Source organism: Pseudomonas sp. LG1D9 (assembly GCF_002949995.1).
In the GTDB taxonomy this organism is placed as follows: Bacteria; Pseudomonadota; Gammaproteobacteria; order Pseudomonadales; family Pseudomonadaceae; genus Aquipseudomonas; species Aquipseudomonas proteolytica.
Window position 1 is genome coordinate 1,430,539 of the sequence record NZ_CP026881.1, and the last position, 25,639, is coordinate 1,456,177.

The 25,639-nt window shown below is 61.8% G+C and carries 25 protein-coding genes; 12 read left to right on the forward strand and 13 right to left on the reverse strand.

Annotated elements, in window-relative coordinates:
• Window positions 1–20: 20 nt before the first annotated feature.
• The 3 genes from C5F71_RS06910 to C5F71_RS06920 all read right to left on the reverse strand — a co-directional run bounded on the left by C5F71_RS06910 (window position 21) and on the right by C5F71_RS06920 (window position 2,415).
• Complete coding sequence (locus C5F71_RS06910; RefSeq protein WP_070996706.1) at window positions 21–491, reverse strand: nuclear transport factor 2 family protein; 471 nt, start codon at window positions 489–491, stop codon at window positions 21–23.
• Between the two features lie 285 nt (window positions 492–776).
• Window positions 777–1,412: a response regulator transcription factor gene (locus C5F71_RS06915; protein ID WP_029297509.1), complete on the reverse strand. Its 636-nt coding sequence runs from the start codon at window positions 1,410–1,412 to the stop codon at window positions 777–779.
• A 211-nt stretch (window positions 1,413–1,623) separates the two neighbouring features.
• Window positions 1,624–2,415: a response regulator gene (locus tag C5F71_RS06920; RefSeq protein ID WP_104910862.1), complete on the reverse strand. Its 792-nt coding sequence runs from the start codon at window positions 2,413–2,415 to the stop codon at window positions 1,624–1,626.
• 502 nt (window positions 2,416–2,917) lie between these two features.
• Between C5F71_RS06920 and C5F71_RS06925 the strand changes: the two genes are divergently transcribed.
• The 8 genes from C5F71_RS06925 to C5F71_RS06960 all read left to right on the forward strand — a co-directional run bounded on the left by C5F71_RS06925 (window position 2,918) and on the right by C5F71_RS06960 (window position 10,614).
• The gene (locus C5F71_RS06925; protein WP_092238100.1) at window positions 2,918–3,532 is read left to right on the forward strand and encodes a DUF1120 domain-containing protein; all 615 of its coding nucleotides are present in this window, start codon (window positions 2,918–2,920) and stop codon (window positions 3,530–3,532) included.
• 32 nt (window positions 3,533–3,564) lie between these two features.
• Window positions 3,565–4,185 carry a DUF1120 domain-containing protein gene (locus C5F71_RS06930; RefSeq protein ID WP_092238103.1) on the forward strand — a complete coding sequence of 207 codons (621 nt, stop codon included), beginning with the start codon at window positions 3,565–3,567 and terminating at the stop codon, window positions 4,183–4,185.
• 36 nt (window positions 4,186–4,221) lie between these two features.
• The gene (locus C5F71_RS06935) at window positions 4,222–4,845 is read left to right on the forward strand and encodes a DUF1120 domain-containing protein (protein WP_104910863.1); all 624 of its coding nucleotides are present in this window, start codon (window positions 4,222–4,224) and stop codon (window positions 4,843–4,845) included.
• Window positions 4,846–4,847: 2 nt separating this feature from the next.
• Window positions 4,848–5,519, forward strand: coding sequence for a DUF1120 domain-containing protein (locus C5F71_RS06940; RefSeq protein WP_104910864.1), 672 nt, complete (start codon window positions 4,848–4,850; stop codon window positions 5,517–5,519).
• 38 nt (window positions 5,520–5,557) lie between these two features.
• Window positions 5,558–6,262, forward strand: coding sequence for a fimbria/pilus chaperone family protein (locus C5F71_RS06945; RefSeq protein WP_104910865.1), 705 nt, complete (start codon window positions 5,558–5,560; stop codon window positions 6,260–6,262).
• A 184-nt stretch (window positions 6,263–6,446) separates the two neighbouring features.
• Window positions 6,447–8,798, forward strand: a complete 2,352-nt coding sequence (locus C5F71_RS06950) for a fimbria/pilus outer membrane usher protein (RefSeq protein WP_177410426.1) — start codon at window positions 6,447–6,449, stop codon at window positions 8,796–8,798.
• 11 nt (window positions 8,799–8,809) lie between these two features.
• The gene (locus C5F71_RS06955) at window positions 8,810–9,946 is read left to right on the forward strand and encodes a DUF1120 domain-containing protein (protein WP_092238115.1); all 1,137 of its coding nucleotides are present in this window, start codon (window positions 8,810–8,812) and stop codon (window positions 9,944–9,946) included.
• Window positions 9,947–9,969: 23 nt separating this feature from the next.
• Window positions 9,970–10,614, forward strand: coding sequence for a DUF1120 domain-containing protein (locus tag C5F71_RS06960; protein WP_104910867.1), 645 nt, complete (start codon window positions 9,970–9,972; stop codon window positions 10,612–10,614).
• Here C5F71_RS06960 and C5F71_RS06965 read toward each other — a convergent pair.
• The 5 genes from C5F71_RS06965 to C5F71_RS06985 all read right to left on the reverse strand — a co-directional run bounded on the left by C5F71_RS06965 (window position 10,611) and on the right by C5F71_RS06985 (window position 16,330).
• Entirely contained in the window at window positions 10,611–11,867 is a 1,257-nt protein-coding gene (locus tag C5F71_RS06965) for a CynX/NimT family MFS transporter (RefSeq protein ID WP_104910868.1), read from the reverse strand. The two genes, C5F71_RS06960 and C5F71_RS06965, sit on opposite strands and share 4 nt — an antisense overlap.
• A gap of 293 nt (window positions 11,868–12,160) precedes the next feature.
• A complete protein-coding gene (locus C5F71_RS06970) occupies window positions 12,161–12,925 on the reverse strand; it encodes an amino acid ABC transporter ATP-binding protein (RefSeq protein ID WP_029297941.1) in 765 nt (254 codons plus the stop codon).
• Between the two features lie 11 nt (window positions 12,926–12,936).
• Window positions 12,937–14,034: an amino acid ABC transporter permease gene (locus C5F71_RS06975; RefSeq protein ID WP_029297939.1), complete on the reverse strand. Its 1,098-nt coding sequence runs from the start codon at window positions 14,032–14,034 to the stop codon at window positions 12,937–12,939.
• 10 nt (window positions 14,035–14,044) lie between these two features.
• Window positions 14,045–15,226 carry an amino acid ABC transporter permease gene (locus C5F71_RS06980; protein ID WP_029297937.1) on the reverse strand — a complete coding sequence of 394 codons (1,182 nt, stop codon included), beginning with the start codon at window positions 15,224–15,226 and terminating at the stop codon, window positions 14,045–14,047.
• A 72-nt stretch (window positions 15,227–15,298) separates the two neighbouring features.
• Window positions 15,299–16,330, reverse strand: a complete 1,032-nt coding sequence (locus tag C5F71_RS06985) for an amino acid ABC transporter substrate-binding protein (protein WP_029297935.1) — start codon at window positions 16,328–16,330, stop codon at window positions 15,299–15,301.
• A gap of 343 nt (window positions 16,331–16,673) precedes the next feature.
• On the opposite strand from C5F71_RS06985, the gene C5F71_RS06990 reads away from it, so the two are divergent.
• The 3 genes from C5F71_RS06990 to C5F71_RS07000 all read left to right on the forward strand — a co-directional run bounded on the left by C5F71_RS06990 (window position 16,674) and on the right by C5F71_RS07000 (window position 20,178).
• Window positions 16,674–17,330: an alpha/beta hydrolase gene (locus C5F71_RS06990; RefSeq protein WP_104910869.1), complete on the forward strand. Its 657-nt coding sequence runs from the start codon at window positions 16,674–16,676 to the stop codon at window positions 17,328–17,330.
• A gap of 96 nt (window positions 17,331–17,426) precedes the next feature.
• Window positions 17,427–18,902: an ATP-dependent RNA helicase RhlB gene (rhlB, locus tag C5F71_RS06995; RefSeq protein ID WP_104910870.1), complete on the forward strand. Its 1,476-nt coding sequence runs from the start codon at window positions 17,427–17,429 to the stop codon at window positions 18,900–18,902.
• A 148-nt stretch (window positions 18,903–19,050) separates the two neighbouring features.
• On the forward strand, window positions 19,051–20,178 hold the full coding sequence (locus tag C5F71_RS07000) for an FAD-binding oxidoreductase (protein ID WP_104910871.1): 1,128 nt from the start codon (window positions 19,051–19,053) through the stop codon (window positions 20,176–20,178).
• Between the two features lie 67 nt (window positions 20,179–20,245).
• On the opposite strand, the gene moaE is transcribed toward C5F71_RS07000, so the two are convergent.
• The 5 genes from moaE to C5F71_RS07025 form a co-directional block, all read right to left on the reverse strand.
• Complete coding sequence (moaE, locus tag C5F71_RS07005) at window positions 20,246–20,698, reverse strand: molybdopterin synthase catalytic subunit MoaE (RefSeq protein ID WP_104910872.1); 453 nt, start codon at window positions 20,696–20,698, stop codon at window positions 20,246–20,248.
• Between the two features lie 2 nt (window positions 20,699–20,700).
• On the reverse strand, window positions 20,701–20,943 hold the full coding sequence (gene moaD, locus C5F71_RS07010; RefSeq protein ID WP_029297924.1) for a molybdopterin converting factor subunit 1: 243 nt from the start codon (window positions 20,941–20,943) through the stop codon (window positions 20,701–20,703).
• Window positions 20,940–21,413: a cyclic pyranopterin monophosphate synthase MoaC gene (gene moaC / locus C5F71_RS07015; RefSeq protein ID WP_029297921.1), complete on the reverse strand. Its 474-nt coding sequence runs from the start codon at window positions 21,411–21,413 to the stop codon at window positions 20,940–20,942. The genes moaD and moaC overlap by 4 nt, the downstream gene beginning before the upstream one ends.
• A 150-nt stretch (window positions 21,414–21,563) precedes the next feature.
• The gene (locus C5F71_RS07020; protein ID WP_029297919.1) at window positions 21,564–22,958 is read right to left on the reverse strand and encodes a PhoH family protein; all 1,395 of its coding nucleotides are present in this window, start codon (window positions 22,956–22,958) and stop codon (window positions 21,564–21,566) included.
• A gap of 315 nt (window positions 22,959–23,273) precedes the next feature.
• The gene (locus tag C5F71_RS07025) at window positions 23,274–24,398 is read right to left on the reverse strand and encodes a polysaccharide deacetylase family protein (protein ID WP_104910873.1); all 1,125 of its coding nucleotides are present in this window, start codon (window positions 24,396–24,398) and stop codon (window positions 23,274–23,276) included.
• 236 nt (window positions 24,399–24,634) lie between these two features.
• Between C5F71_RS07025 and yaaA the strand changes: the two genes are divergently transcribed.
• Window positions 24,635–25,414 (forward strand): peroxide stress protein YaaA, encoded by a 780-nt coding sequence (gene yaaA / locus C5F71_RS07030; protein WP_104910874.1) that lies wholly within the window; start codon window positions 24,635–24,637, stop codon window positions 25,412–25,414.
• Window positions 25,415–25,639: the final 225 nt, after the last annotated feature.

Here is a 25,639-nt window from a genome sequence, read left to right on the forward strand (position 1 = left end):
TGGAAAGAGCGCCAATCTTATCAACGACCGGCCTGGAACGCTTTCAAGCCTTTCAATGCCTGCGCCCGCACGGCGTTGCGTACCAGTGGCGTCCAGCCCAACAACAGGCCCTTGGTACCGAGCGCCTGGCGCGACCAGCGCCACAGGTCAAAGTGATCGTGGTGCTCGCAGATCTTGCCATCACGGAACACAAAACGTGCCTGGATATCGTTGACCACGGTGTTGCCGGTCTGGCTGAACAGGTACGTCGCCACCCAATGGGCGCTGCCGGTGGTGTCGTCGCTACGCACCTGGTCAAAGGTCAGGGAAAAATCCTTGGCCCGGGTGGTGAGCATGCGCCACATGTCGCCGGCATCGCGCCCACGCAGTTCACCAAATGCAGGATCGCTGAACAGCACATCGTCGGTGTAGCAGGCGCTCATGGCTTCAGCGTCCAGACGCTCAAAGGCACGATAGAACTCGACGATCAGGGCGTTATGGGCATCACTCATGGGCAGCTTCCAAAAGTAGGTAGTCAAGCCAAGCACTGTACCCGTGTCGAGCGCGCCGTGGCGAGCGGACCTGTCGTGGCGAGCAGGCTTGTCGTGGCGAGCGGGCTTGCCCCGCGCTGGACTGCGCAGCAGGCCCAAAACCAGCCAACTCGGTTTGCCTGAAAAACCTCGGTGGGTTGGGGTTGGGGTTGGGGCTGCTGCGCAGCCCAGCGGGGGACAAGCCCCCTCGCCACAAAAAGCCCCTATTCCCCCCTTCAGCACAACAGCAGGCTTGCCAAGACCCACCTAAGGCACCATCCCGCAATTACGCGCATAGGCGAACAAATCCACATCGGTGGAAATGCACAGGCGTTGCATCGCGGTACTTTTCTGTTTGCTGATCGTGGAAATGCTGCGATTGACCCGTGCGGCGATCTGGCTGACGGTCAAGCCGCTGGCCAGCATCCGCACCACTTCCCGCTCTTTGCCCGACAACTGCGGCAGTTGTGACTGGTCCCCCGTCCCGGCTTCCACCAGTTGCACCCGCAGGCACTCGCTGGCAAAGGTCTGGCCGCCGATCACGGCGTTGATGGCCTGTGGCAACTCCCTGGCCGAAGCGCTCTTGGCAACGATGGCGCGGGCGCCATGGGCGAGGGAGGCCCGCAGGGTGGCGACATTGGCGAACATCGTCACCAGAATGACCGGCAAGTTGGGATACTGCCGAGCCAGCAGGCTCAACAAACCATAACCATCTGCCTGCTGCCCTCCAGGCATGGCGAAGTCGGTGACCAGGACATCGCACGGCGTGGTACTCAATAACCTGAGCAGCGCGTCGGGGCCGTCGGCCTCCCCCACCACTTTGCAGCGACCATTCGCCTCGATCACCACTCTCTGCCCGATACGCACAATGGGATGATCGTCAGCAATAATTACTCGAAGCATAGATACCCACGGATGATGGCAACTTGAATCCGCGCAAAATAACCCCGCTGGCGATCCTCAACAACCGTTCAGGATAAGCCTCCTAAGGCGGCGTCCCGTGTTTGGTAGTTACCAATTCTTTCCCTACACAACAAAAGGAAACACCCTACAGCCAAAAACCAGACAGCCAGATTGCCAAATGCATCTCGACACAAGTCACTCCCCACTGCGCTTACACACTGCGCAAATATTCCAGACACCGCCGCAAGTCCGCCCGGAATGCCTGCAACGCTGGAGCGTGGGCCAATACGCCATCGGCGTGAACCAGCTCAATCAACTTCACCCCTCTTAATTCAAGGTCCGTCCCGCCCAAAAACGCCAGGCTGCCTACCAGGCGATGCAAGCGCTGCGCGGTCAATAAAGTACTCAGGGTGCAACAGGCTTGTTCCAGGATCGCGAAGTCTTCCCAGGCTTCGTCCAGCAGGCCGGGGAGCATCTGGTCGACGACCTGCTCATTGCCGAAGGTTTGCACAAGCTGCGCACGCGTCGGCCATGTCCCGGCAGAGTGCCGGCCCCACGCCGAAAAAGTACCCGGCAGCCAGCGCACCAACACCGCATGCAATTGCTCCAGCGCCAGCGGTTTGAGCAACCAGGCATCCATGCCGGCGTCGCGGCAACGTTGTGGGTCGTCGTTTTGCAGATTGGCGGTCAAGGCAATGATCGGCACGCGCTTGAGCCCCTTGCGCCGTTCGTGCTGGCGAATGGCGCGAGCCATGCGGTAACCGTCCATATCCGGCATTTGGCAGTCGCTGATAATCAGGTCCGAAGGCCGGTTGATAACGGCTAACAAGCCCTGGCGGCCATCGGCCACGGACTGATGGGCAACACCCAGTTTTTGCAGGAAGCAGCCCAGCATCGCGCGATAGGCTGAATGATCATCCACGACCAGTACGTTCAGGTGCGGTGCGGGGGGTGGCTGCGACGCTCGGCCCTCGCCGGTGGTTGAACGTACCACAGAGCCCATGGGCACCCCTTGTGCGCGATCGGACTGGAGGCAGGCAGCCCCGAGTCACCTCCGGCAGCGCTGGCGTAATAGGCAGTAGGGCACCGTGCAGCGCCTTAAGTGACACCGGTGACTATCATCGCGGCAAAAATATATCCTTTTGGATACTCCGACGCCGATACAACAACTACGAAAAACAACTTTCCTACGTCACTGAAAACCTATTCTTACGGACTTGCCGCGGATTTCCGTACGACCGCCCATTGTCGTATTTTTTGTATTTGCCCCCCGCCCTGCCCTCGCTAAATTGCGCCCCACCCCAGAGAGGGACGGCTCGCCACTCGGCGTGCCAGCCACAACAAACAACGCCCCGCACACTGCCAGCCCATTGGGGGCCAGGCATTGCCGTGCATCTTTTTTATCGATCAGCCTTGCAATGGACAATTGAAATGAACGCCTCCCGACACCTGATGAGCACCACCCCCCAAGCCTTCCCAACAACCGCAAATCAGGTCCTGTAACCATGAAAAACTTTGCCTCGCGCCTCATGCTCACCCTGCTGTTCACGCCTTCGGTATTTGCCGCAAGCTCCATCGAACTGGCCGTCAGGGGGACTATCACCCCGAGCGCCTGCACACCCGCATTCGCCGGTGGCAACGTCGTCGATCACGGAAAAATCTCGGCCAAGGATTTGGTACAGGGCAACACCACTTACCTGCCCACGGCCACCGTGCAATTGTCGATCACTTGCGAGGCCAGCACGCTTTTCGCGATCAAGCCCATCGACAATCGTAGCGGTACAGCTACCAGCCCCCGCGACTTCGGTCTGGGCCTGATCAATGGCGACAAAAAGCTGGGGCGCTTCCACCTGACGCCCAAGGACATGACCGCCGACGGCGTCGCTGTGCAGCCGATTGCTTCGGAAGACGGTGGTCGCACCTGGTTTGCCGAACACATATGGGAACTGGGCGTGCTGTGGGGCGCCGGGGCCATGGACGACGCCAGCGCTTTGCTGCCATCCCGAGTACTGGTACTGGGCCTGGATGTCAACACCTCGATCGCTCGCGCCGATCAATTTGACTTGAGCGATGAGGTCTCCATCGACGGCTCCGGCACCCTGGAAGTGCTGTACCTGTAGTTCCCGTTTCACCCACAAGGAAGGTCCATCGAATGAAACTCTCCAGCGCAGTACCTCTGGTTGCACTGTTGTACGCCACCGCCTCAGTGGCGTTGGCCGCCAGTGACACAGAGCTGGCCATCAAGGGCTCGATCACCCCCAGCGCTTGTGAGCCGCTGGTCTCCAGTGATGGGATGGTCGACTTCGGAAAAATATCCGTCAAGCAACTCAACAGCGATTCTTACACCCCTCTGCCAGATGAAAGGCTGCTGTTGAATGTGCACTGCGATGGCCCGACCTTTTTTACGCTCAACAGCATTGATAACCGCTCGGGCTCCTCGGCTCACCACGACATGTATCACGGCCTGGGTATGACCCCCGACGGTGAAAAGCTGGGGGGTACAGGCTTTGGTTTCTACGGACTCATAGCCGACGGCGTAAGCCGCAACTCGATTATTTCAACCGACGGCGGCGTGACCTGGCACCCCGCCGCAGTAATAAGCCCGATGTCGCTGACGGCCGTCGCTGCAGGCCGCGAGTTGGTACCCATTGCCGTGCAGAACCTGGACGCGGAATTGGCGCTTTTCACCCACATTGCCCCCGCCGACGGCCTGACGCTTATTGACGAAGTCCCTCTGGATGGCCACGTCACCGTGCAAGTCAATTACCTCTGATGGCTTGAACAGGCCCATTTAAAAGGAGCTCCTCCGATGAAAACCCTATTGACCACGCTTGCCACCAGCGCCCTGCTGCTGGGTGGCGCCACCGCCTTTGCCGCCTCGACCGTCGAACTGGTCGTCAGGGGCAAGATTATTCCTGCCGCCTGCGTTCCCGGCCTCTCCAGTAGCGGGGTGATCGATCACGGCAAGATTTCCGCCAAGGACTTGCGAGCGGACAACCCAACGCTGATCGGCACGCACCTGCTGAACATGACGGTCAACTGCGACGCCCCCGTCTTGTTCGCCCTGCATGCCATCGACAACCGCGCCGCCTCGGCAGCGATGCCCAGTGACTACGGCCTGGGCTTTATCAACGATAACCAGAAACTCGGTTGGTACACCCTGAGCCTGCTCAACCCGGTGGCTGAAGACGGCGTGGTGGTGCAACCGATTGCCTCCGGCGATCAGGGCAAGACCTGGTACCGGGAAAGTGCCTGGGAGCCGAGTCTGTACATGTCGGTCGCCTCGATGGACGACGACACCCAGCCGCTGCCAGTCAAGGAGCTGCGGGTAGGCCTGGAAGTACGCACGTCGATCGCCCGCACCGACTCCCTGGACTTGAGCAATGAGGTGACCATCGACGGCTCGGCCACCCTCGAAGTGAAGTACCTGTAACCATGGCCGCCCATGCCCAGAACGCTTGCGGGCATGGGCGGCGCTCACCTGTGCCAGTGATCGCCCACGTTGCAGCCGTGCTGCTGTGTATGGCAATCACGACACAGGCCAACGCGCTATCCCATGTCGACCTCACGGTGACCGGTCGCTTGACGCCGGATGCCTGCCATATCGAGCTGTCCGACCTAGGCACCATCGAGCATGGAGAGATCCCGACCCACCAGCTCAATACCCACGAACCCACGGTACTGCCCAGCCAGAAGCTGGACCTGACGGTGGTCTGCGAAAGGCCGATGCTGTTTGCGCTGGTGGGCATCGACAACCGCCAGGACTCCGCGCCGGCCCCCGACACGTTCGGCCTGGGCGTCAACATTTATGCCCCGGACCAGATGCTGGGAGCCGTGAAGCTGTCCTATCGCGCAGCCCTCGGCGATTTACAGCCGATGCAGGTGCTGGCCTCCAGCGACAACGGCGAAACCTGGACACCCCAGGCTGGCGCCCATCCCCACGCGTACATGGGCTTTGCCCTGCCGGGCGACCGCCAGCCGGATTTCATCAGCCAGCTGTTCACCCAGTTGTGGGTCGACACCTCCATCAATGCCGCACGCCTCCTGACCCTGGATCAGGAAGTGCCGCTGGATGGCTCCATCGTCCTGGATCTGCGCTACCTCTGATTCGCGCCCTTTTTGTTGCACCAACGGAACCTGCTGTCATGACCACGACCCTCTCAACCACCGCTGCCGGTCTCATTGCCTTGCTGCTTGTACTCAGCAATCAAGTCAAAGCCGACGGCATGGTGCCCGACACCTCGGTGGTGATCGTTTACGAAGCCGATGGCGAAGCCGCCGTGTCGGTGACCAATACCGACAGCAAACTGTCGCTGCTGCACGTCACCTTGCAAGACATTCCCGAAGACACCGAGCCGTTGCTGGTGGTGACGCCCCCGTTATCGCGGGTAGAAGCGTCCAAATCGCAGCTGGTGCGTTTCATCCTGCAAAACCAGACACCGCTGCTCACCCAACGGCTCAAGCGGGCGGTGTTCGAAGGCATGCCCCAGGGCCGCGCCGCCCCTGCTGCCGGGCACGCCCGCGTCGGCGTGACCGTGCGCCAGAACCTGCCGGTGATCGTGCATCCCAAGGGCCTGCCACTCAACCGCACGCCCTGGACCGACCTGACCTGGACCCTGCGCGACGGCCGGTTGCACGTACGCAATGACACCCCCTATGTGGTGCGCCTGGCCCAGGATCTGCGGCTGCTGCCCGGCGACGGCAAGGCGATGCTGCCGCGCACCTATGTGTTGCCGGGCGAAAACCTGAGCGTCCCGGCCACTGGCGGCCCGGCCACTAAAGTCAGGCTGCAACCAGCCACGGTGTACGGCTTTGCCGTCAAGGCCTACGAAGCACCTCTGAGCCTCTGACTGGACACCTGCAGGCGCCTGCCACGAGGCGGCGCCTGGCTTAAGCAAGTGACGGCGCATCGACCGTCACCGCAATGCCCGCAAGCACCGGAACAACCGGGCCGGGACGTTGAACATTTGAGTGCCTTGCGTGAAAACAGTATTGAATTACCGTGACGGCGTAGCCGTGCCCGCAGCACCTGCAATGGCGTTGCTGCTGTGGGGGCTACTGCCGAGTCAAACATGGGCCAGCGGCTTCGACGCCCAGACCCTGCATCAGCGTGGCATTGATCCGCAGTTGGCCAGCCTGCTGCTGGACGCCCCGCGTTTTGCCGCCGGGCAGCACGCGGTCAGCCTGCGGGTCAACGGCCAGGGGCGTGGCCGGCTGGAGGTCAGTTTCGATCAACAGGGCAACCTGTGCTTCGACCGGGCCTTGCTCGACGCCGCAAACCTGATAATCCCGGACGACACCGAGCGCTGCCACGCCTTCCTCGCGCAATTTCCCCAGACCCTGGTGGAACCGGACCCGGCCACACTCAGCGTAGCGCTGGTGGTGCCCACCGAAGCCTTGCGTCCGGTGCTGCAAGACATATCAGGCTATGAAACCGGCGGCTTCGCTGGCTTGCTCAACTACGACCTCACGGGCTTCTACAACCGCTATGGCGATGACGCCAGCCGTTTTGGCTCGGCCAACACCGAAGTGGGATTCAACGCCGGCGACTGGATCGTGCGCAGCCGCCAGGTGCAGACCTGGCAGGAGGGCCAGTCCCGCAGCACGCACCTGGAGGCCTACGCCCAACGCACGTTCGCCAGCCATCAGGCGGTGCTCCAGGCCGGGCAGATCAGCCTGTACAACCCGGTGTTGTCCGGGGCGCAGATCACCGGCGTCCAGGTCCTCACCGAGCACGCCCTACAAGAGCAAGGCCAGAGCGCCGTGATCGAAGGTATCGCCAACAGTCCGGCGCAAGTGGAGGTGCGGCAGAACGGCGTGCTGATTCATTCCACCGTAGTGCCCGCCGGGCCTTTTTCGCTGAACGATGTGCGTCGTCTCAATACCCGTTCGGACGTCGAGGTCACGGTCAAAGAAAGCGTCGGTGGCGAGCGGCGCTTCAACGTGCCGGCGGCCATGCTCGGCCTCGGGTTGCCGGCGCCGGGCTACTCGGTGGCCGCCGGGCGGGTGCGCAATGTCGGCGATGCCCAGGGTGACGACCCGTGGGTGGTGAGCGCCGGCTGGACAGCGGCCGTGCATCCGCAACTGACCCTGGGCAGCGGCGTCTTGGCTGCCAGCGAGTACCGCTCCGCAGGCTTGAGCCTGGGCTGGCTACCGTGGCTGGACAGCCAGGTCCAGCTGTCGACACAACTGTCCAATACCGATGGGCGGGAAAAAGTGTCCGGGGTGCAGACGGATCTTTCCTGGGCCCAGCGCCTGAATGACCAGTGGTCCTTCAGCACCAGTAACTCCTGGCGCAGCGCAGGCTATCGCGAGCTGGAAGAAAGCACCTACGCGCGCAACCAGCACTCGCAACGCTCACGCTATCGCGATCAACAAAGCGTCAACCTGGGCTGGTCCCATCCCTGGCTGGGCGCATTCAGCGCCGGGCTGTCGCGCTCGGCCAACTTTGCCGGGGACAGCAGCAGCCGAGCCCTGATGTCCTGGGGCAGCAACATCGGCGCAGTGTCGCTATCGGCCAGTGCCGAATGGCAAATGGGCGGGGCCCAGCAACAAGACAACGCGGTGTACCTGAACATCAGCGCACCGCTGGGCGAGCAGCGCCGGGTGCGCGGCTGGGTACGCCACAGCGCTGGCGAAAACCGCACCGGCCTGGGGCTGACCGAACAGATCGACGAGCAACTCAGCTACCGGGTCAGCGCCGAGCGTGACTCGCGCGATCGTCAGGTCGAAACCAGCGTGGGCCTCTCGGCGTTGCCGCGCTACAGCCAGTTGGATTTGAGCTACAGCCGCTCCGATGCACAGCGCTCAAGCTACCAGGGCGGCGCGCGCGGTGGGGTGGTGATGCATGACGGTGGCGTCACGTTTTCCCCGTATCCGGTGCGCGATACCTTCGCCCTGGTGACGGTGGGCCAGATGGGCGGCATCCGCATCAGTACCCCCAGCGGCCCGGTGTGGACCGACTGGCAAGGCCAGGCCGTGGTGCCGCAAGTCAGCGCCTATGGCCGCAGCCCCGTGGAAGTCCAGACCCGCTCGTTGCCGCGCAACGCCGACATCAGTAACGGCCTGGCGATGATCCAGGCCGGGCGCGGCGCAGTGGACCGGGTGGACTTTGGCGTCAGCCTGACCCGCCGCGTCTTGCTGACCGTCAGCACTGACCACGGCGCGCCACTGCCCTCGGGCGCGTCAGTGAGTACTGCCGAGGGCGAGTTCGTCACCCTGGTCCAGGAAGGCAGCCAAGTATTCCTGCCCAATGTGCTCGATCAACCGCCCCTGTGGATAACCTCGCCGGGAGGTCAACGCTGCCTTTTGCGCTACACGCTGGCGCAAAAGGCCGACCCCTCGGTGTACTTCGAAACTGCCCCGGCCCGTTGCCACGCGCCTTGAGGACGACTGCCATGCCCCTTCCCCGCTTGCACCACCTGAGTTTATGGCTATTGATCGGCATTGCCGGCAGCGCCCATGGGCTGGAGGAATGCCAACTCAACCTCAGCGAACCCACGGTGGATTTTGGCTTGATGAGCCGCCTGGCCCAAAACGACAGCGCGCCCGAACGCCTGCTGGGCGAGCGGCGGCTGAACTTGACGTTCAGTTGCCCCCAGGCCGACGACTTGAGCCTGTTCTACCGTGCCCTGGCGGCCTCCGCTGAACGCCTGCAGTTTACCGAGCACGGCAGCTACGAAATCGAGGTCAGTCACGGCGTACTCGACGGGCAGGCAGTGGAGCTGGGGCTGATTGCTGCCATGGGCCAGCCGCCAGTGAGTAGCGCCAGCACGCTCACCTGGCGCACCGGGCATGGCATCGCGCCGATAGAACACGGTGCCGTGCGCATGGGCAAAACCCTGTCGCTGCAATTGACCTTGCGCGCCTGGGCCGACCCCGAAGCTACCCGGGTGCGCGATGCCACCACCTGGGAAGTCCCCGGCATGCTCTACAGCGCCAGTCATGGGCGCTACCGCGAGATGACGCTGCGTGCGCACTTTGCCCCCGTCGCCTGCCAGCCGGCGTTGTCGGACCAGGGAGTAGTGGACTACGGCATCCTGTTTGCCAAGAACCTCAACCCCACCACCGAAACGCCATTGCCCATCCGCACCCTGCGCTTGAGTGTCACCTGCGATGCACAGACGCGCTTCGCCCTGCGCATGCATGACAACCGCGACGGCTCGGCCACCGGCGGCACCGATGAAACCGCCTATGGGCTGGACCTGGACGCCAGCCATAACAAAATCGGGCGTTTTTACCTGACCATCGACCCCGCCGAGTTCAGCGCCGATACCCTGCGCACCTTGTACCGGACCGACTCCACCAGCAACGGCGCCGCCTGGAGCAACTCCAGCGCACGCCAGATCCCGATGGCGGCCAACAGCTACATGGGCTTTACCGACAAAAGCGGCCTGAGTACCGGCCCAGTGGCTATCCAGACCCTGGCCGGCACCGTGCGGATCAAGACTTACCTGGCTCCCATGCAGTCGCTGGACCTGCGCCAGGTGGTCCATATCAACGGCTCCGGCACCATCGAAATCATCTACCTGTGACTTGCCCCTGCGAGGTATGCGCCATGAAAACCGTTGCCCTATCCAGCCTGCTGTTTCTGACCTGCGCTCAATCGGCGGTGGCCGTGTCGGTGGTCGACCTGAGCGTCCAGGGCCAGATCATTCCCCGCGCCTGTACGCCGCTGTTATCCGGCAGTGGCCTAATCGACTACGGCAAGATTTCCCGCCAAGACTTGAATCTGGAGCAAGGCACGCGTCTGCCGCTCAAAACCCTGCAGGTCAGCATCGACTGCAACGGGCCCAGCCGCTATGCCTTGCGCATGCGCGACAACCGCGACGGGTCGGCCACGGTCAACAGCGAAATCTACTACGGCCTGGGATTCGACACGGCGGGCAATCGGCTCGGCCTCTACTCCATGAGCTTCGACCCGCGCCAGACCCAGGCGGACAGCAACGCGCAGATCTACGGCACCGAGTCCACCACCGGCGGCCTGGGCTGGCGCACGGCCAACCTGAACCCCATCGACATTGGCGCCACCAGCTACCTGGGTTTCACCGACACCGAGGGCAGTACCGCCGGGCCGACGGCAATTGCCACCCTCAACACCACAGTACAAATCAGCACCGTTATCAATGCCCGGAAAAACCTGGACTTGAGCGTTGAAACCGACCTCGATGGCTCGGCGACTCTGGAAGTGGTGTACCTCTAGAGTCTCTCGCTGGCGACGTGAACATAACGGGCGCGCCCGGCACCGAGGCCAGCGATGATCGCCCCCACACCCAGCAGCGCGAAAATCCAGCCGGTTGCCGCCCAGCCACCGGTCCAGTCGTGTACCAGACCGACCGCCAGCGGGCCGAGGGACGCCAGGGTGTAGCCGACGCCCTGGGCCATGCTCGACAGGTTGGCGGCCACATGGGCATCGCGTGAGCGCAGCACGATCAGGGTCAGCGCCAGGCTGAACGTACCGCCCTGCCCCAGGCCCAAGACAATCGCCCAGCCCCACAGGCCGTCGAGCGGCGCATACAGGCAACCGAACAGGCCGCCGAGGGTCAGCAGCATCACCACCACAATGGCCAGGCGCTGATCCTTGCCGCGGGTGGCCAGCCACGGTGCCGCAAGGGAACTGGCCAGTTGCACGATCACCGATCCCGACAGCACCAGCCCGGCCTGGGTCGCGCTCAAGCCACGGTCGATCAGGATCGACGGCAGCCAGCCAAACACGATGTAGGCCAGGGAGGATTGCAGGCCCATGTACAACGTCACTTGCCAGGCCAGGGGATCACGCAGCAAACCGCGCACCCGATAGGCCACTTGATGGGTACCCTGTTTCTGTCCGACCTGAGGCAACCAACACAGCGCCGCCAGCAATGCCGGCACCATCCAGAAGCCCAGGCCGATTTTCCAGCTGTCGCCAAAATGCTGGCTCAACGGCACCGTAGCCCCGGCGGCAAGCGCCGCGCCCAGGCACAGGGCCATGGTGTAGACACCGGTCATGACCCCTGCATGCCGGGCGAAATCACGCTTGACGATCCCGGGCAACAGCACGCCGATGATGCCGATACTGGCCCCGGCCAGCAGGCTGCCGGCGAACAGCCCGACAGCGCCCAACGAACTGCGCAGGATGATCCCCGCCGCCAGTGTCAGCAAAATCCCCAGCACCACCCGTTCGGCGCCGAAGCGCCGGGCCAGGAACGGCGCCAGCGGCGCAAACAGGCCCAGGCACAGGACCGGCAGCGTCGTCAGCAACCCAGCCCTGGCCGCCGAGAGGCCGAGGCTTTCGGACACGTCGTTGAGCAACGGCGCCATGCTCGACAATGCCGGGCGCAGGTTCAACGCCACCAGCACCAACCCCAGCAGCAACAGCCAGGCCCGGTTGACGACCGGCTGACTGTGCTGCACCTGGTCATCATCGGCTTCGGCGTCGATCAGCAATTCTTCAAGTGCGTTTTCTGGGCGGGGCATGGTGCTCTCGGGTTCAAGGCGGGATTGCGCGCGAGGGAGCCATGGTAATGCCCTGCACCACCTTGTGGCGAGCGGGCTTGCTTGTGGCGAGCGGGCTTGTCGGAACGCCGCATCGCCCGCGCTGGGTTGCGTAGCAGCCCCAAGAGCATCACCGAGGAGTGTCAGGTGTAACCAGGGGGGAGGTTTGGGGCTGCTGCGCAACCCAGCGCGGGCGATGCGGCGTTCCGACAAGCCCGCTCGCCACAACAAGCCCGCTCGCCACAAGCGAGCGGGCTCACCACAGTGGGGGCGGGTTAATGCAGGATCTGGCTCAGGAACAACCGGGTCCGGTCGTTCTGCGGGTTGTCGAAGAAATCGTTCGGCGCCGCCTGTTCGACGATTTCGCCCTTGTCCATGAAGATCACGCGGTTGGCCACGGTGCGCGCAAAGCCCATCTCGTGGGTCACGCAGAGCATGGTCATGCCGTCTTCGGCCAGGCCGATCATGGTGTCGAGGACTTCCTTGACCATCTCCGGGTCGAGGGCCGAGGTCGGCTCATCGAACAGCATGATCTTGGGCTTCATGCACAACGCCCGGGCAATCGCCACGCGCTGTTGCTGGCCGCCGGACAATTGCCCCGGAAACTTGTGGGCCTGCTCCGGGATGCGCACGCGCTCCAGGTAGTGCATGGCAATTTCCTCGGCCTTGCGCTTGGGCATCTTGCGCACCCACATCGGCGCCAACGTGCAGTTCTGCAGGATGGTCAGGTGTGGGAACAGGTTGAAGTGCTGGAACACCATCCCCACTTCGCGGCGCACGGTTTCGATCTGCTTGAGGTCGTTGGTCAGCTCCACGCCATCGACCACAATGCGCCCCTGCTGGTGCTCTTCCAGGCGGTTGAGGCAGCGGATGGTGGTGGACTTGCCCGAACCCGACGGGCCGCACAGCACGATGCGCTCGCCCTGCTTGACGTTGAGGTTGATGTCTTTCAGTACATGGAACTGGCCGTACCACTTGTTGACGCCCTGCATCTGGATAATGCCTTCAGGGCTCACCGGCTGTTTGATCGCTTCGCTCATAACAACAACTCCTAACGCTTGTGGCCAGTGTCGAGCTTGTGTTCCAAATGAATGGAATAGCGCGACATGCCAAAACAGAAAATCCAGAACACCAGGGCCGCGAACACATAGCCTTCAGTAGCCATGCCCAGCCATTTCGGGTCGGCGGCGGCTTGCTTGACGCTGTTGAGCAGGTCGAACAGGCCGATGATGATCACCAGGCTCGTATCCTTGAACAGCGCGATAAAGGTGTTGACGATGCCCGGTATCACCAGCTTCAACGCTTGCGGCAGGATCACCAGGCCCATGCTGCGCCAGTAACCCAGGCCCATCGCCGCCGCGGCTTCGTACTGGCCTTTGGGAATGGCCTGCAAGCCACCGCGCACCACTTCTGCCACGTAGGCCGACTGGAACAGGATCACGCCGATCAACGCCCGCAGCAGCTTGTCGAAGTTCATGCCTTCAGGCAGGAACAGCGGCAGCATCACCGACGCCATGAACAGCACCGTGATCAACGGCACGCCGCGCCAGAACTCAATGAAGGTCACGCAGATCACGCGAATCGCCGGCATATTGGAGCGCCGCCCCAACGCCAGCACGATACCCAGCGGCAAGGCGCCAGCGATACCGACGGTGGCGATCACCAAGGTGAGCATCAGGCCGCCCCATTGGCTGGTCGCGACGTTGGTCAGGCCAAAGATCCCGCCGTGCAGCAGGAAGAAGGCAATGATCGGGTACAACACCAGAAAGCCCAGGCCATAGATCGCCTTGGGTTTAAAACGCGAGATGAACAACGGCGCCACGCCGACGATCGCCAGCCACACGGTCAGGTCTACGCGCCAGCGCAGGTCGCCGGGGTAATAGCCGTACATGAATTGCCCAAAGCGCTGCTGGACAAACACCCAGCAGGCGCCCTCCTTGGTGCAATCGGCCTGGGTGGTGCCGACCCAGTTGGCGTCGAGGATCGCCCAATGCAAAATCGGCGGCACCACCAGGTAGACCAGGTAGATCGCCAGCAACGTCAGCAGGGTGTTGAACCAACTGGAGAACAGGTTGGCGCGCATCCACGCCATCGGCCCGAACACTTTGTTCGGTGGCGGCATGTCAGGTTTGAAAATATGGGAAGTCATGCAGGTTTCCTCACCGCTCGATCAGCGCAATGCGCTTGTTGTACCAGTTCATCAACAGGGAAATGCTGATGCTGATCGCCAGGTACACGCTCATGGTGATGGCAATGACCTCAATGGCCTGGCCGGTCTGGTTGAGCACCGTGCCGGCAAACAGCGAGACCATTTCCGGGTAGCCGATGCCGGCGGCCAGGGATGAGTTTTTCGCCAGGTTCAGGTATTGGCTGGTCAGCGGCGGGATGATCACCCGCAGCGCTTGCGGGATGATGACCTTGCGCAGCGTAGGCCCCGGACGCAGGCCCAGGGAGCGCGCGGCTTCGGTCTGGCCGTGGCTCACAGACTCAATGCCCGAGCGCACGATCTCGGCAATAAACGCGGCGGTGTAGACGGTAAGCGCCAGGGTCAGTGCCAGCAGTTCGGGGATCAATACCCAGCCACCGACAAAGTTGAAACCCGCAAGCCTTGGCATTTCCCAGTGCAGCGGTACACCGAAGATCAGGACGCACAACGCCGGAATCACGATGAACAGCGCCAGACCCGCCCAGAACTTGTGGAACGGTACGCCGGTGGCTTCAAAGCGCTTGTTGGCCCAACGCGCCATCAGCACGATTGCCACGATGGCCGCCCCGACACTGGCCACAAACGGCCAGAAACCGTCAGCCGCCAGCGCCGCCGGCATGTTCAGGCCCCGGGCGCTCATAAAGAATGTATCGCCCAAGTTATGGCTGTTGCGCGGCAACGGCATGGTCAGGAAGACCGCGAAGTACCAGAACAGGATCTGCAACAACGGCGGAATGTTGCGGAACACTTCCACATACACCGTCGCCAGTTTGTTGATCATCCAGTTCGGTGACAGACGCGCCACCCCAATGATGAAACCGAGCAGCGTCGCCAGGACCACACCGATCACGGTCACCAGCAACGTGTTGAGCAGGCCGATCACAAAGACCCGGGCATAGCTGTCCGATTCGGTGTAGTCGATCAAATGCTGAGCGATGCCAAACCCGGCACTGCGCTCCAGGAAGTCAAAGCCGGAGGTAATGCCCCGGTGCTGAAGATTGGTTTGCGTGTTGTTGAACAGATACCAGCCCAACGAAACCACCGCGACGATGGTGATGATCTGAAATAGCCACGCGCGCACTTTGGGATCGCTGAAGCTGAGCTTCTGCTTGGGTGCGCCGATTTGAGTTTGCATTGAGTGCCCCAGAAATAATGGAACAGAACATCACCCGGCGGTTGGCCCACCGGGTGATAGAACCATCAGCGATCAGCGCACAGGGGGTGCGTATTGAATGCCACCGTTGTTCCACAGCGCGTTCAGGCCACGGTCGATTTCCAGGGGAGTGCTCTTGCCCAGGTTGCGCTCGAACACTTCGCCGTAGTTACCGACCTGCTTGACGATCTGTACGACCCAATCCTTCTTCACTTTCAGGTCTTTGCCGTATTCGCCGTCAGCACCGAGCAGACGCGCAACGTCCGGGTTCTTGGTGGCCTTGGCTTCGGCTTCAACGTTTTTCGAGGTGATACCGGCTTCTTCAGCGTTGAGCATGGCGTAGCCTACCCAGCGCACGATGGCCAGCCACTCGTCGTCGCCATTACGTACGACCGGGCCCAGGGGCTCCTTGGAGATGGTTTCCGGCAGCACCACGTAGTCCTTCGGCGCGGCCAGCTTGCTGCGCTGGGCAAACAGTTGCGACTTGTCGGAGGTCAGCACGTCGCAGCGCCCGGACTCCAGGGACTTGGCGCTTTCATCGGAGGTGTCGAAGGTGATCGGGGTGTACTTGAGGTTGTTGCCACGGAAGTAGTCGGAAACGTTCAGCTCGGTGGTGGTACCGGCCTGGATGCAGATGGTTGCACCGTCCAGTTCCTTGGCACTTTTTACGCCCAGCTTGCTGTTGACCAGAAAGCCGATGCCGTCGTAGTAGGTGATAAAGCCCGGGAATTTCAGGCCCATGCCCGCATCGCGGGAGCTGGTCATGGTGGTGTTGCGCGACAGGATGTCGACTTCGCCCGATTGCAGCGCGGTGAAACGCTCCTTGGCATTCAACTGGCTGAACTTGACCTTGGTCGCATCGCCAAACACGGCAGCGGCCACGGCGCGGCAGTAGTCAGCGTCGATCCCGAGGATCTTGCCGCTGGCATCCGGCACCGAGAAACCCGGCAGGCCGTCGCTGACGCCACATTGCACAAAACCTTTCTTCTGCACTGCATCCAGGGTGGCGCCGGCCTGGGCCAGGCCACTGATCCCTAATACGGTCGCCGCGGTCACGATGGCCAGGGTGGACTTCAATACCTTCATTCAAACCTCCAGTTGCTCTTGTTGTGTCGGAGCTCGAACCCCTGCCCACCCTTATGAGGCGATATCGACCCGTGTTGGCTTTTTTTGGGGTCAAGCAGCAGAGGCTGTCGCTGTCATTGCAGCGGCTATCCCAGATGCGGCAGTCACTGATAGTGTTACCGTCCCGGATAGTTCTGACATCGACCTACACATAGCAAGCGCCGTACCAGAGTGTCGGCTGAGCTGTTTGCGCCCAGGATCTGTCGCAAAACAGTCAACCATGCGACATCCTGTTAACTGATCCACCGTCCACGCACTGCCCCGACGCCTCCCATCGGCGCGCACGCACATTTTTGGAGCACACATGACCGACCCCTTGATTCTTCAGCCCGCCAAGCCCGCAGATGCCTGCGTCATCTGGTTGCATGGCCTGGGTGCCGATCGCTACGACTTCCTGCCGGTGGCCGAAGCGCTGCAGGAAACCTTGCTGTCCACACGCTTCGTATTGCCCCAGGCACCGACCCGCGCGGTGACCGTCAATGGGGGCTACGAGATGCCAAGCTGGTACGACATATTGGCCATGAGCCCGGCGCGGGCCATCAGCCGTGAGCAGCTGGATGAATCGGCCAAAATGGTCATCGATTTGATCGAGCAACAAAAAGCCAGCGGGATAGACGCCTCGCGAATTTTCCTCGCCGGTTTTTCCCAGGGTGGCGCCGTGGTCCTGCACGCCGCGTTTGTGAAATGGCAAGGGGCCCTGGGTGGCGTGCTTGCCCTCTCCACCTATGCACCCACTTTCAGCGATGAGCTGGAACTGTCCGCCAGCCAACAGCGCATTCCGGCCCTGTGCCTGCACGGCCAGCACGATGAAGTGGTGCTCAACGCCATGGGCCGCAGCGCCTATGAGCATTTAAAGCAGCGCGGTATCACCGTGACATGGCAGGAATACCCAATGGGTCACGAAGTGTTACCCGAAGAAATCCGCGACATCGGCACCTGGTTGGCCGGCCGCCTGGGCTGAAAACCGACCATTGTGTAGCCGCATGACCAACGCACTACGCCGCGCCCGATTCTTGCATTACACTGGCCGGCGTACATTCCTTAACCAATTGATGAGATGACCGTGCTCAAAGCACTCAAGAAGATGTTCGGTAAAAGCGAGGCTGAACCACTCGCCCCTGTTCCCAGCGCCCCTGTCCAGACGTCAGGCAGCCGCAACGACGGTAAACAGCCTGGCCGAACAGCGCCTGTTGCCTCGCCAAAACCGCCGCCCGTAAAGCCTGCTGTCCCGGCACCCGTCGCCGCCCAGCCCGCAGAAGAACCCGCGCGTGCGGAAAAGCCGCGCCGCGAACGCGCGCCAAAACCGGTGGTAAAGCCGTGGAAGCTGGAAGACTTCGTGGTCGAGCCCCAAGAGGGCAAGACGCGCTTTCACGACTTCAAGCTGGCCCCGGAACTGATGCACGCCATCCAGGACCTGGGCTTCCCGTACTGCACGCCGATCCAGGCACAGGTATTGGGCTTCACCCTGGCCGGCAAAGACGCCATCGGCCGCGCCCAGACCGGTACCGGCAAGACCGCTGCGTTCCTGATCTCGATCATCACCCAACTGCTGCAGACCCCGCCGCCCAAAGAGCGCTACATGGGTGAACCTCGGGCCCTGATCATCGCCCCGACCCGGGAGCTGGTGGTACAGATCGCCAAGGACGCCGCCGACCTGACCAAGTACACCGGCCTCAACGTCATGACGTTCGTGGGCGGCATGGACTTCGACAAACAGCTCAAGCACCTGGAAGCGCGGCACTGCGACATCCTGGTCGCCACCCCGGGCCGTTTGCTGGACTTCAACCAGCGCGGCGACGTGCATCTGGACATGGTCGAGGTGATGGTGCTGGACGAAGCCGACCGCATGCTCGACATGGGTTTTATCCCGCAAGTGCGCCAGATCATTCGCCAGACCCCACCGAAAAACGAGCGCCAGACCCTGCTGTTCTCCGCGACCTTCACCGAAGACGTGATGAACCTCGCCAAGCAGTGGACCACCGACCCGTCCATCGTCGAGATCGAAGCGCTGAACGTCGCCAGCGAAAACGTCGAACAGCATATCTATGCCGTGGCCGGTGCCGACAAATACAAGCTGCTCTACAACCTGGTCAACGATAACGGTTGGGAGCGGGTCATGGTGTTTGCCAACCGCAAGGACGAAGTGCGGCGCATTGAAGAACGCCTGGTGCGCGATGGCGTCAATGCTGCGCAGTTGTCCGGTGATGTGCCGCAGCACAAGCGGATCAAGACCCTGGAAGGCTTTCGCGAAGGCAAGATCCGCGTGCTGGTGGCCACCGATGTGGCAGGCCGTGGGATTCATATCGACGGCATCAGCCACGTCATCAACTTCACCCTGCCGGAAGTACCGGACGATTACGTGCACCGGATCGGCCGTACCGGGCGTGCCGGCGCTGCGGGTGTGTCGATCAGCTTTGCCGGGGAAGATGACTCGTACCAGTTGCCATCGATCGAGACGCTGCTGGGCCGCAAGATCAGTTGCGAAACGCCGCCGACGCACCTGTTGCGGGCCGTGGAGCGCAAACGCCCTTAAAACGGGTGCAGGAGCGGGCTTATGTGGGAGCGGGCTTGCCCGCGATAGCGGTGTGACAATCACTGAAGTGATTGACTGACACACCGCATTCGCGAGCAAGCCCGCTCCCACATTTGCCTTCAGCGCTTTCAAATTCAAGGAGGACCACATGAACCAGGCTGATTACCTCATCATCGGCGGCGGTATTGCCGGTGCCAGCGCCGGTTACTGGCTGTCCCGACACGCCCGCGTCATCGTGCTGGAGCGTGAGTCCATGCCGGGCTATCACTCCACTGGCCGCTCCGCCGCCCTCTATATCGCCGCCTATGGCACGCCACAAGTGCGCGCCCTGACCCTGGGCAGCCGCGACTTCTTCGATCACCCGCCTGCAGGTTTTACCGAGCACCCTTTGCTAACGCCCCGTGGCGAAGTACTGGTGGACCTGCTTGGCGACCCAGAAGAGCTACAGCGCCAATACCTGAGCGCCAAGGCGCTGGTAGCCGAAACACGCCTGCTGGACACCGAAGAAGCGCTGCAGATGCTGCCCATCCTGCGCCGGGAAAAAGTCCACGGCGCGATCTACGACCCGACGGTCTGCGATATCGACACCGATGCGTTGTACCAGGGCTATTTGCGCGGCATTCGGCGTAACGGCGGGGCTATTCATACCGACAGTGAAGTGCAAAAGCTCAACCGTGACGGTCAGGGCCAGTGGCAAGTGCGCACCTCACAACAGCGCTACAGTGCGCCAGTGATCATCAACGCCGCCGGGGCCTGGGCCGATACCATCGGCGAGCTGGTCGGTGCACAAAAAATCGGCCTGCAGCCCAAGCGCCGCAGCGCCTTTGTGTTCGCCCCGCCTGCCGGGCTGGATATTCATGACTGGCCGGAGTTGGCGGCCCTCGACGGTTCGTTCTACATGAAGCCTGACGCTGGAATGTTCCTCGGCTCGCCGGCCAACGCCGACCCAGTGGAACCTCACGACGTGCAGCCCGAAGAGCTGGATATCGCCACGGGCATCTATCACATTGAAGAGGCCACGACCCTGACCATCCGCCGCCCAGCCCGGACTTGGGCGGGGCTGCGCAGCTTTGTCAGTGATGGCGACCTGGTATGCGGCTTTGATCCGCAGGTAGAGGGGTTTTTCTGGATCGCGGCCCAGGGCGGCTACGGGATCCAGACCTCGCCGGCGATGGGTCAGGCCAGCGCGGCGCTGGTGCGTGGGCTCGGATTGCCCGAGCCTTTGCAGCGCGCCGGGCTGACCGAGGCGATGTTATCGCCTGGTCGCCTGGGTTGATCGTGCTGCTGGACTCGTCCAATACAGCGGCCAGACGATAGGGTGTGACGGGCACACGGAGGGCCACTCACGCCTTCCAGCGATCAGCCGCCCTATGATCACTGGCCCGCCCTTCCACCCAGCGCGCCCCTTCGCTGGTGTTTTCCTTCTTCCAGAACGGCGCTCGGGTCTTCAGGTAGTCCATCACAAACGCACAAGCATCAAACGCGGCCTGTCGATGGGCACTGGCGGCGGCGACGAACACAATAGGTTCGCCGGGCTCCAGGGCGCCGATGCGGTGCAACACCTCGAGCTTGAGCAACGGCCAGCGTTGCTCGGCTTCGGCAGCGATCTTGGCCAGGGCCTTTTCGGTCATGCCGGGGTAGTGCTCAAGGAACATTCCCGCCACGTCGAGGCCATCGTTGAAGTCGCGCACATAGCCAACAAAACTCACCACGGCGCCCACACCCACATTGGCGGCGTGCATGGCGTTGACTTCGGCGCCGGGATCGAACGGTTGGGTTTGTACACGAATGGCCACGGTCAGCCTCCGGTCACGGGCGGGAAAAATGCCACTTCGTCGCCGGCCTGCAGAGGCTCGTCGAGGCCACACAACTCCTGGTTGCGCGCGCACATCAGGCTGGTCTCGTTGAGCACCGCAAAGTCTGGGTCACTGGCCAGCGCCAGGCGTACAGCGTCGACCGTGGCGAAGTCGCCTTCGACCTCCAGGGAATCGAGGCCCACCGCTTCGCTGTAACGGGCAAAAAACAAAACGTTGATACTCATGCCTGGTCCGCCTTGAAATGCCCGCTCTTGCCACCGAGTTTTTCCAGCAGGCGAATGTTTTCGATGGTCATGCCACGGTCCACCGCTTTGCACATGTCGTAGATGGTCAGCGCGGCGACACTGGCCGCCGTCAACGCTTCCATCTCCACGCCGGTTTGCCCGGACAGCTTGCAGCGCGCGACGATATGCACGGTATTTTCCCCTTCGGCGGCCAGCTCGACCTTGACCCCGGTCAGCATCAGCGGATGGCACAGGGGGATCAGATCACTGGTCTTTTTCGCGGCCTGGATCCCGGCAATGCGGGCCACGGCGAACACGTCGCCCTTGGGGTGGGCACCGTCGACGATCATTTGCAGGGTCTGGGGCAGCATGCGCACCCGCGCTTCGGCCACGGCTTCACGGAACGTCACGCTTTTGTCAGTGACGTCGACCATATGGGCACGGCCCTGGGAATCGAGATGAGTCAGCACGGGGATACTCCTGATCAGAAGCCCCGATTGTAAACCCAACGCCGATCAAAATGTGGGGGCTGGCTTGCCTGCGATAGCGCTGTGTCAATCAACCTATCATCGACTGAACCACCACTATCGCGGGCAAGCCCGCTCCCACACTGAACGCGGTTACAGGTGGGATTCGGCGTATTCGGCCAGAATCGAGCGTGGTACCCCTTGCAGCGCAATGTGCACGCCGTTCGGGAAGTCCTTGAAGCGTTCCGTCAGGTAGGTCAGCCCGGAGCTGGTTGCGGACAGGTAAGGAGTGTCGATCTGTGCCAGGTTGCCCAGGCACACCACTTTGGAACCGGCACCGGCACGGGTGATGATGGTTTTCATCTGGTGCGGTGTGAGGTTCTGGCATTCATCGATCAAAATCAGGCTCTGCTGGAAGCTGCGACCTCGGATGTAGTTGAGGGATTTGAACTGCAACGGTACTTTGCTGAGGATGTAGTCGACGCTGCCATGGGTGTTTTCGTCATCCATATGCAGGGCTTCGAGGTTGTCGGTGATCGCCCCCAGCCACGGCTCCATTTTTTCTGCTTCGGTGCCGGGCAAAAAGCCGATTTCCTGGTCCAGGCCCTGCACGCTGCGGGTGGCAATGATGCGGCGATAGCGCTTGGTGACCATGGTCTGCTCGATGGCAGCCGCCAGGGCGAGGATGGTTTTCCCCGAGCCGGCAGCCCCCGTCAGGTTGACCAGGTGGATGTCCGGGTCGAGCAGCGCGTACAGCGCCAGGCTCTGGTAGATATCACGCGGTTTCAGGCCCCAGGCTTCCTGGTGCAGCAGGGGTTCCTGATGCAGGTCGAGGATCAGCAGCTTGTCGACCTGGATCTCTTTGATCCAGCCCACAAAGCCCTGTTCGTCGATGATGAATTCGTTGATGTGCACGGCCGGCAGGTTGTCGGTCAGTTGCACCTGGTGCCAGGTGCGGCCATGGTCCTGGCGGGTCTCGACCTTGCTGACGCGGTCCCAGAACGAGCCGGTCATGGTGTGATAACCACGGGACAGCATCGACACGTCGTCGACCAGTTGGTCGGTACTGTAGTCCTCGGCAGCGATCCCACACGCTCGTGCCTTGAGGCGCATATTGATGTCTTTGGTCACCAGCACCAGGCGCAGGTCCTTGTCGCGCGCATGCAGGTCGATCAATTGGTTGATGATCTTGTTGTCGTTGAGGTTTTCCGGCAGCAGGCTGTTGGGTTCGCTGCGCTTGCTCATCAGGATCGACAGCAAGCCCTTGGGCCCGCTCTTGCCACGCTGGATCGGTACGCCGACCTCAACATCCTCGGGCGAGGCTTCACCCAGGGTCTTGTCGATCAGGCGGATCGCCTGGCGGCATTCGGCGGCGACGCTGTGGTGCCCACTTTTGAGTTTGTCGAGCTCCTCAAGCACGATCATCGGGATGGCGACGTGGTGTTCTTCGAAATTGAGCAACGCGTTTGGATCGTGGATCAAAACATTGGTATCAAGCACATAAAGGATTGGCTGGTCGGAAGAAGGGGTACGTCCATGATCATCCATACTCGGTCACCTTTGTGGGAGCCAGTCGACGCAATACCACAACAGTGCTGCGCCTCGATTCGACCACCGAATACACCGCAAAGGGAGTCTGGGAAGACGCCACCTGTGGTGCAGGTTTCGGCGATCTGTCTTCGTAATACCGCAAAACCCATGACAGGAAAAAGCACTTTGACGCTTTTTTGAAGTTTATTTTTCAGGATGACGAATAGCACTGGCGGGGCGCCACGCACACCGCTAAAGTCGGAAGTCCGCCTGCATCGAAATGTCGCAGCAAATCACCCCAAAAAACCCTCATCCCCAGCAGGGCCGGGCACTTCAGCGAAATGCCTCGCGACACTCCTGCCAACCCAAGCCACTCTGCGCCGTTGCCTGCAACAACATCGGCAATGCCACCCGCGCCTTGTCCTGGGTGTCGTGGAACACAATCACCCCTTTGCGCCACAACAACATCAGCGTCAGCACCCGATGGGCCGACTCGTCAGCCTTGAGCTGGCCGGGCTCATCCTGGGAGTCGATATCCCACAACGCCACTTGCAGGCCCTGGGCCTGGAAGAAGCCCTGGCTGTCGGCCCGGCGCTGGCCATAGGGCGGACGGAACAGCGGCACATAGTTTTCCGGCAGCAGGTTCTGAGTCAGTGATGCACTGCGGGTGATCGAACTCTGCCAGTCGACCCAATGGCTGTGGGAGCGGTACTGCCAGCCCTGGATGCCCACGCACTGGCCTTGATACAACGCCTGCACATCAGCGGCCGACGTCTTCTCCAGGCGGGTTTGCAGGCTGTTGCCCAGGGCAAAGAAGGTGGCCGTCATTTTCTGCTTGCGCAGGTAATCGGCCAGCCAGTCGGTTTGGCCGTTAAGCGGCGCCGGGCCGCCATCGAAGGTCAATAGAAACAGGCGGTCGTTGAGCTCGTCGCCATTGCGCTCGAAATCACCAAACCGTGCGACTTCGCTGCTGATCTGCGGGAACAGAGCCGCCTTGCGCAGCAACTCGTCCAGATAGCGCTGGTGAAAGGTGCGGCTGGGGCCGGCCCAGCCTATGTAGAAGGATTGGTCGCTGACCTCGAATTTGCCGGCCTGCTCGCGCAGGTCGTCCATGTTGTCCACCAGGTAGCAGAACGAGGCGTCCTGTTCGCAGCTTTGCTGGGCAAATCCGTAATTCTCCAGCAACCGTTGCCAGAGGTGGCGACGCAGGTCGTCGATGGCGCCCTGGTTGATGATCTTCAGCCCCAGGCGTTGCTTGAGGGCCGCCTCATCCAACGCCTCGCTGGCCAGCAGTGTGTGGGCGAACATGAGGATTTCGGCGCGTGACGCCACATCGAACAGCGCCGGGCTGCTGAGTTTTTCCGGCCAGGTGCCACGGTCGAGGCTCGCGACATCCACAGTGGCCGCCTGGGCGCCCAGGCACGTCAGCCAGGCGCATAAAAAAAGCGCAATTCGCACAAAGGGTCCCCCGTTCCTGATTCGTCGGCCACTATAGCCGATCACAATCCTCCCTGTGGGAGCCGGGCTTGCCCGCGATGGCGGAGTGTCAATTGGCCTATTGGCAAGCTGTCACGCCGCCATCGCGGGCAAGCCCGGCTCCCACAGGGACAACCGTATGGCAACTATTGGCGTGATAGGTGGAGTCAAACCGCCCTACCCCCTAGAATCCCCCGACGATTACAGGAGACGACTTCATGCTGATGGTGATTTCCCCCGCCAAAACCCTCGATTTCGAGACTGCGCCTGCGACCCAGCGCTTTACCCAGCCGCAATACCTCGACCACTCCCAGGAATTGATCGAGCAGTTGCGCGAACTGAGCCCGGCGCAGATCAGTGAACTGATGCATGTTTCCGACAAGATCGGCGGCCTCAACGCCGCACGTTTCGGCAGCTGGACCCCGGCCTTCACCCCCGCCAATGCCAAGCAGGCCCTGCTGGCGTTCAAGGGCGACGTGTACACCGGCCTGAATGCCGAAACCTTCAGCGATGCCGACTTCAGTTACGCCCAGGACCACCTGCGCATGCTCTCCGGCCTGTACGGCCTGCTGCGCCCGCTGGACCTGATGATGCCGTACCGCCTGGAGATGGGCACCAAGTTGGCCAACGCCCGTGGCAAGGACTTGTACGCATTCTGGGGCACACGGATCAGCGAGTGGCTCAATGAAGCCCTGGCTGAGCAAGGCGATGATGTACTGCTCAACCTGGCGTCCAACGAGTACTTCTCCGCGGTCAAGCGCCCGGCCCTCAACGCGCGGATCATCAACACCGAGTTCAAGGACCTGAAGAACGGCCAGTACAAGATCATCAGTTTCTACGCCAAAAAGGCCCGGGGCATGATGAGCCGCTTCGTGATCGAAGAACGCATCAACGACCCGGCCCAGCTCAAGCAATTCGATGTGCAGGGATATCGCTTCAATGCCGAGCAGTCCAAGCCGGATAACCTGGTGTTTTTGCGCGATCACGCACCGGAATAGGTCGACAGCACAACGCAAGTCCCATGTAGGAGCTGGCTTGCCTGCGATAGCGGTGGGTCAGCTGCACATTCAGCAACTGGCAGACCGCTATCGCAGGCAAGCCAGCTCCCACATTTTTATCCGCATTCCCCTAATGAAGTCGTCATTATTTTGGCGCCAAAAATATTTCTTCAGAATTCATAACGTTTCTTTCACTCGACATCCGTCAGTTTTTTTCGTAGTGGC

What these genes read in the sequence shown, in the direction of transcription:
- C5F71_RS06950 (WP_177410426.1), top strand. Translation starts at nt 6,447, where the DNA reads ATGGCGTTGCTGCTGTGGGGGCTACTGCCGAGTCAAACATGGGCCAGC.
- C5F71_RS06955 (WP_092238115.1), top strand. Translation starts at nt 8,810, where the DNA reads ATGCCCCTTCCCCGCTTGCACCACCTGAGTTTATGGCTATTGATCGGC.
- C5F71_RS07000 (WP_104910871.1), top strand. Translation starts at nt 19,051, where the DNA reads ATGAACCAGGCTGATTACCTCATCATCGGCGGCGGTATTGCCGGTGCC.
- moaD (WP_029297924.1), bottom strand. Translation starts at nt 20,943, where the DNA reads ATGAGTATCAACGTTTTGTTTTTTGCCCGTTACAGCGAAGCGGTGGGC.
- yaaA (WP_104910874.1), top strand. Translation starts at nt 24,635, where the DNA reads ATGCTGATGGTGATTTCCCCCGCCAAAACCCTCGATTTCGAGACTGCG.
- C5F71_RS06960 (WP_104910867.1), top strand. Translation starts at nt 9,970, where the DNA reads ATGAAAACCGTTGCCCTATCCAGCCTGCTGTTTCTGACCTGCGCTCAA.
- C5F71_RS06910 (WP_070996706.1), bottom strand. Translation starts at nt 491, where the DNA reads ATGAGTGATGCCCATAACGCCCTGATCGTCGAGTTCTATCGTGCCTTT.
- C5F71_RS06985 (WP_029297935.1), bottom strand. Translation starts at nt 16,330, where the DNA reads ATGAAGGTATTGAAGTCCACCCTGGCCATCGTGACCGCGGCGACCGTA.
- C5F71_RS06935 (WP_104910863.1), top strand. Translation starts at nt 4,222, where the DNA reads ATGAAAACCCTATTGACCACGCTTGCCACCAGCGCCCTGCTGCTGGGT.
- C5F71_RS06925 (WP_092238100.1), top strand. Translation starts at nt 2,918, where the DNA reads ATGAAAAACTTTGCCTCGCGCCTCATGCTCACCCTGCTGTTCACGCCT.
- C5F71_RS06970 (WP_029297941.1), bottom strand. Translation starts at nt 12,925, where the DNA reads ATGAGCGAAGCGATCAAACAGCCGGTGAGCCCTGAAGGCATTATCCAG.
- C5F71_RS06920 (WP_104910862.1), bottom strand. Translation starts at nt 2,415, where the DNA reads ATGGGCTCTGTGGTACGTTCAACCACCGGCGAGGGCCGAGCGTCGCAG.
- C5F71_RS07020 (WP_029297919.1), bottom strand. Translation starts at nt 22,958, where the DNA reads ATGGATGATCATGGACGTACCCCTTCTTCCGACCAGCCAATCCTTTAT.
- C5F71_RS06975 (WP_029297939.1), bottom strand. Translation starts at nt 14,034, where the DNA reads ATGACTTCCCATATTTTCAAACCTGACATGCCGCCACCGAACAAAGTG.
- C5F71_RS06930 (WP_092238103.1), top strand. Translation starts at nt 3,565, where the DNA reads ATGAAACTCTCCAGCGCAGTACCTCTGGTTGCACTGTTGTACGCCACC.
- C5F71_RS06965 (WP_104910868.1), bottom strand. Translation starts at nt 11,867, where the DNA reads ATGCCCCGCCCAGAAAACGCACTTGAAGAATTGCTGATCGACGCCGAA.
- C5F71_RS06915 (WP_029297509.1), bottom strand. Translation starts at nt 1,412, where the DNA reads ATGCTTCGAGTAATTATTGCTGACGATCATCCCATTGTGCGTATCGGG.
- C5F71_RS06940 (WP_104910864.1), top strand. Translation starts at nt 4,848, where the DNA reads ATGGCCGCCCATGCCCAGAACGCTTGCGGGCATGGGCGGCGCTCACCT.
- C5F71_RS06980 (WP_029297937.1), bottom strand. Translation starts at nt 15,226, where the DNA reads ATGCAAACTCAAATCGGCGCACCCAAGCAGAAGCTCAGCTTCAGCGAT.
- C5F71_RS06945 (WP_104910865.1), top strand. Translation starts at nt 5,558, where the DNA reads ATGACCACGACCCTCTCAACCACCGCTGCCGGTCTCATTGCCTTGCTG.
- C5F71_RS06990 (WP_104910869.1), top strand. Translation starts at nt 16,674, where the DNA reads ATGACCGACCCCTTGATTCTTCAGCCCGCCAAGCCCGCAGATGCCTGC.
- rhlB (WP_104910870.1), top strand. Translation starts at nt 17,427, where the DNA reads ATGACCGTGCTCAAAGCACTCAAGAAGATGTTCGGTAAAAGCGAGGCT.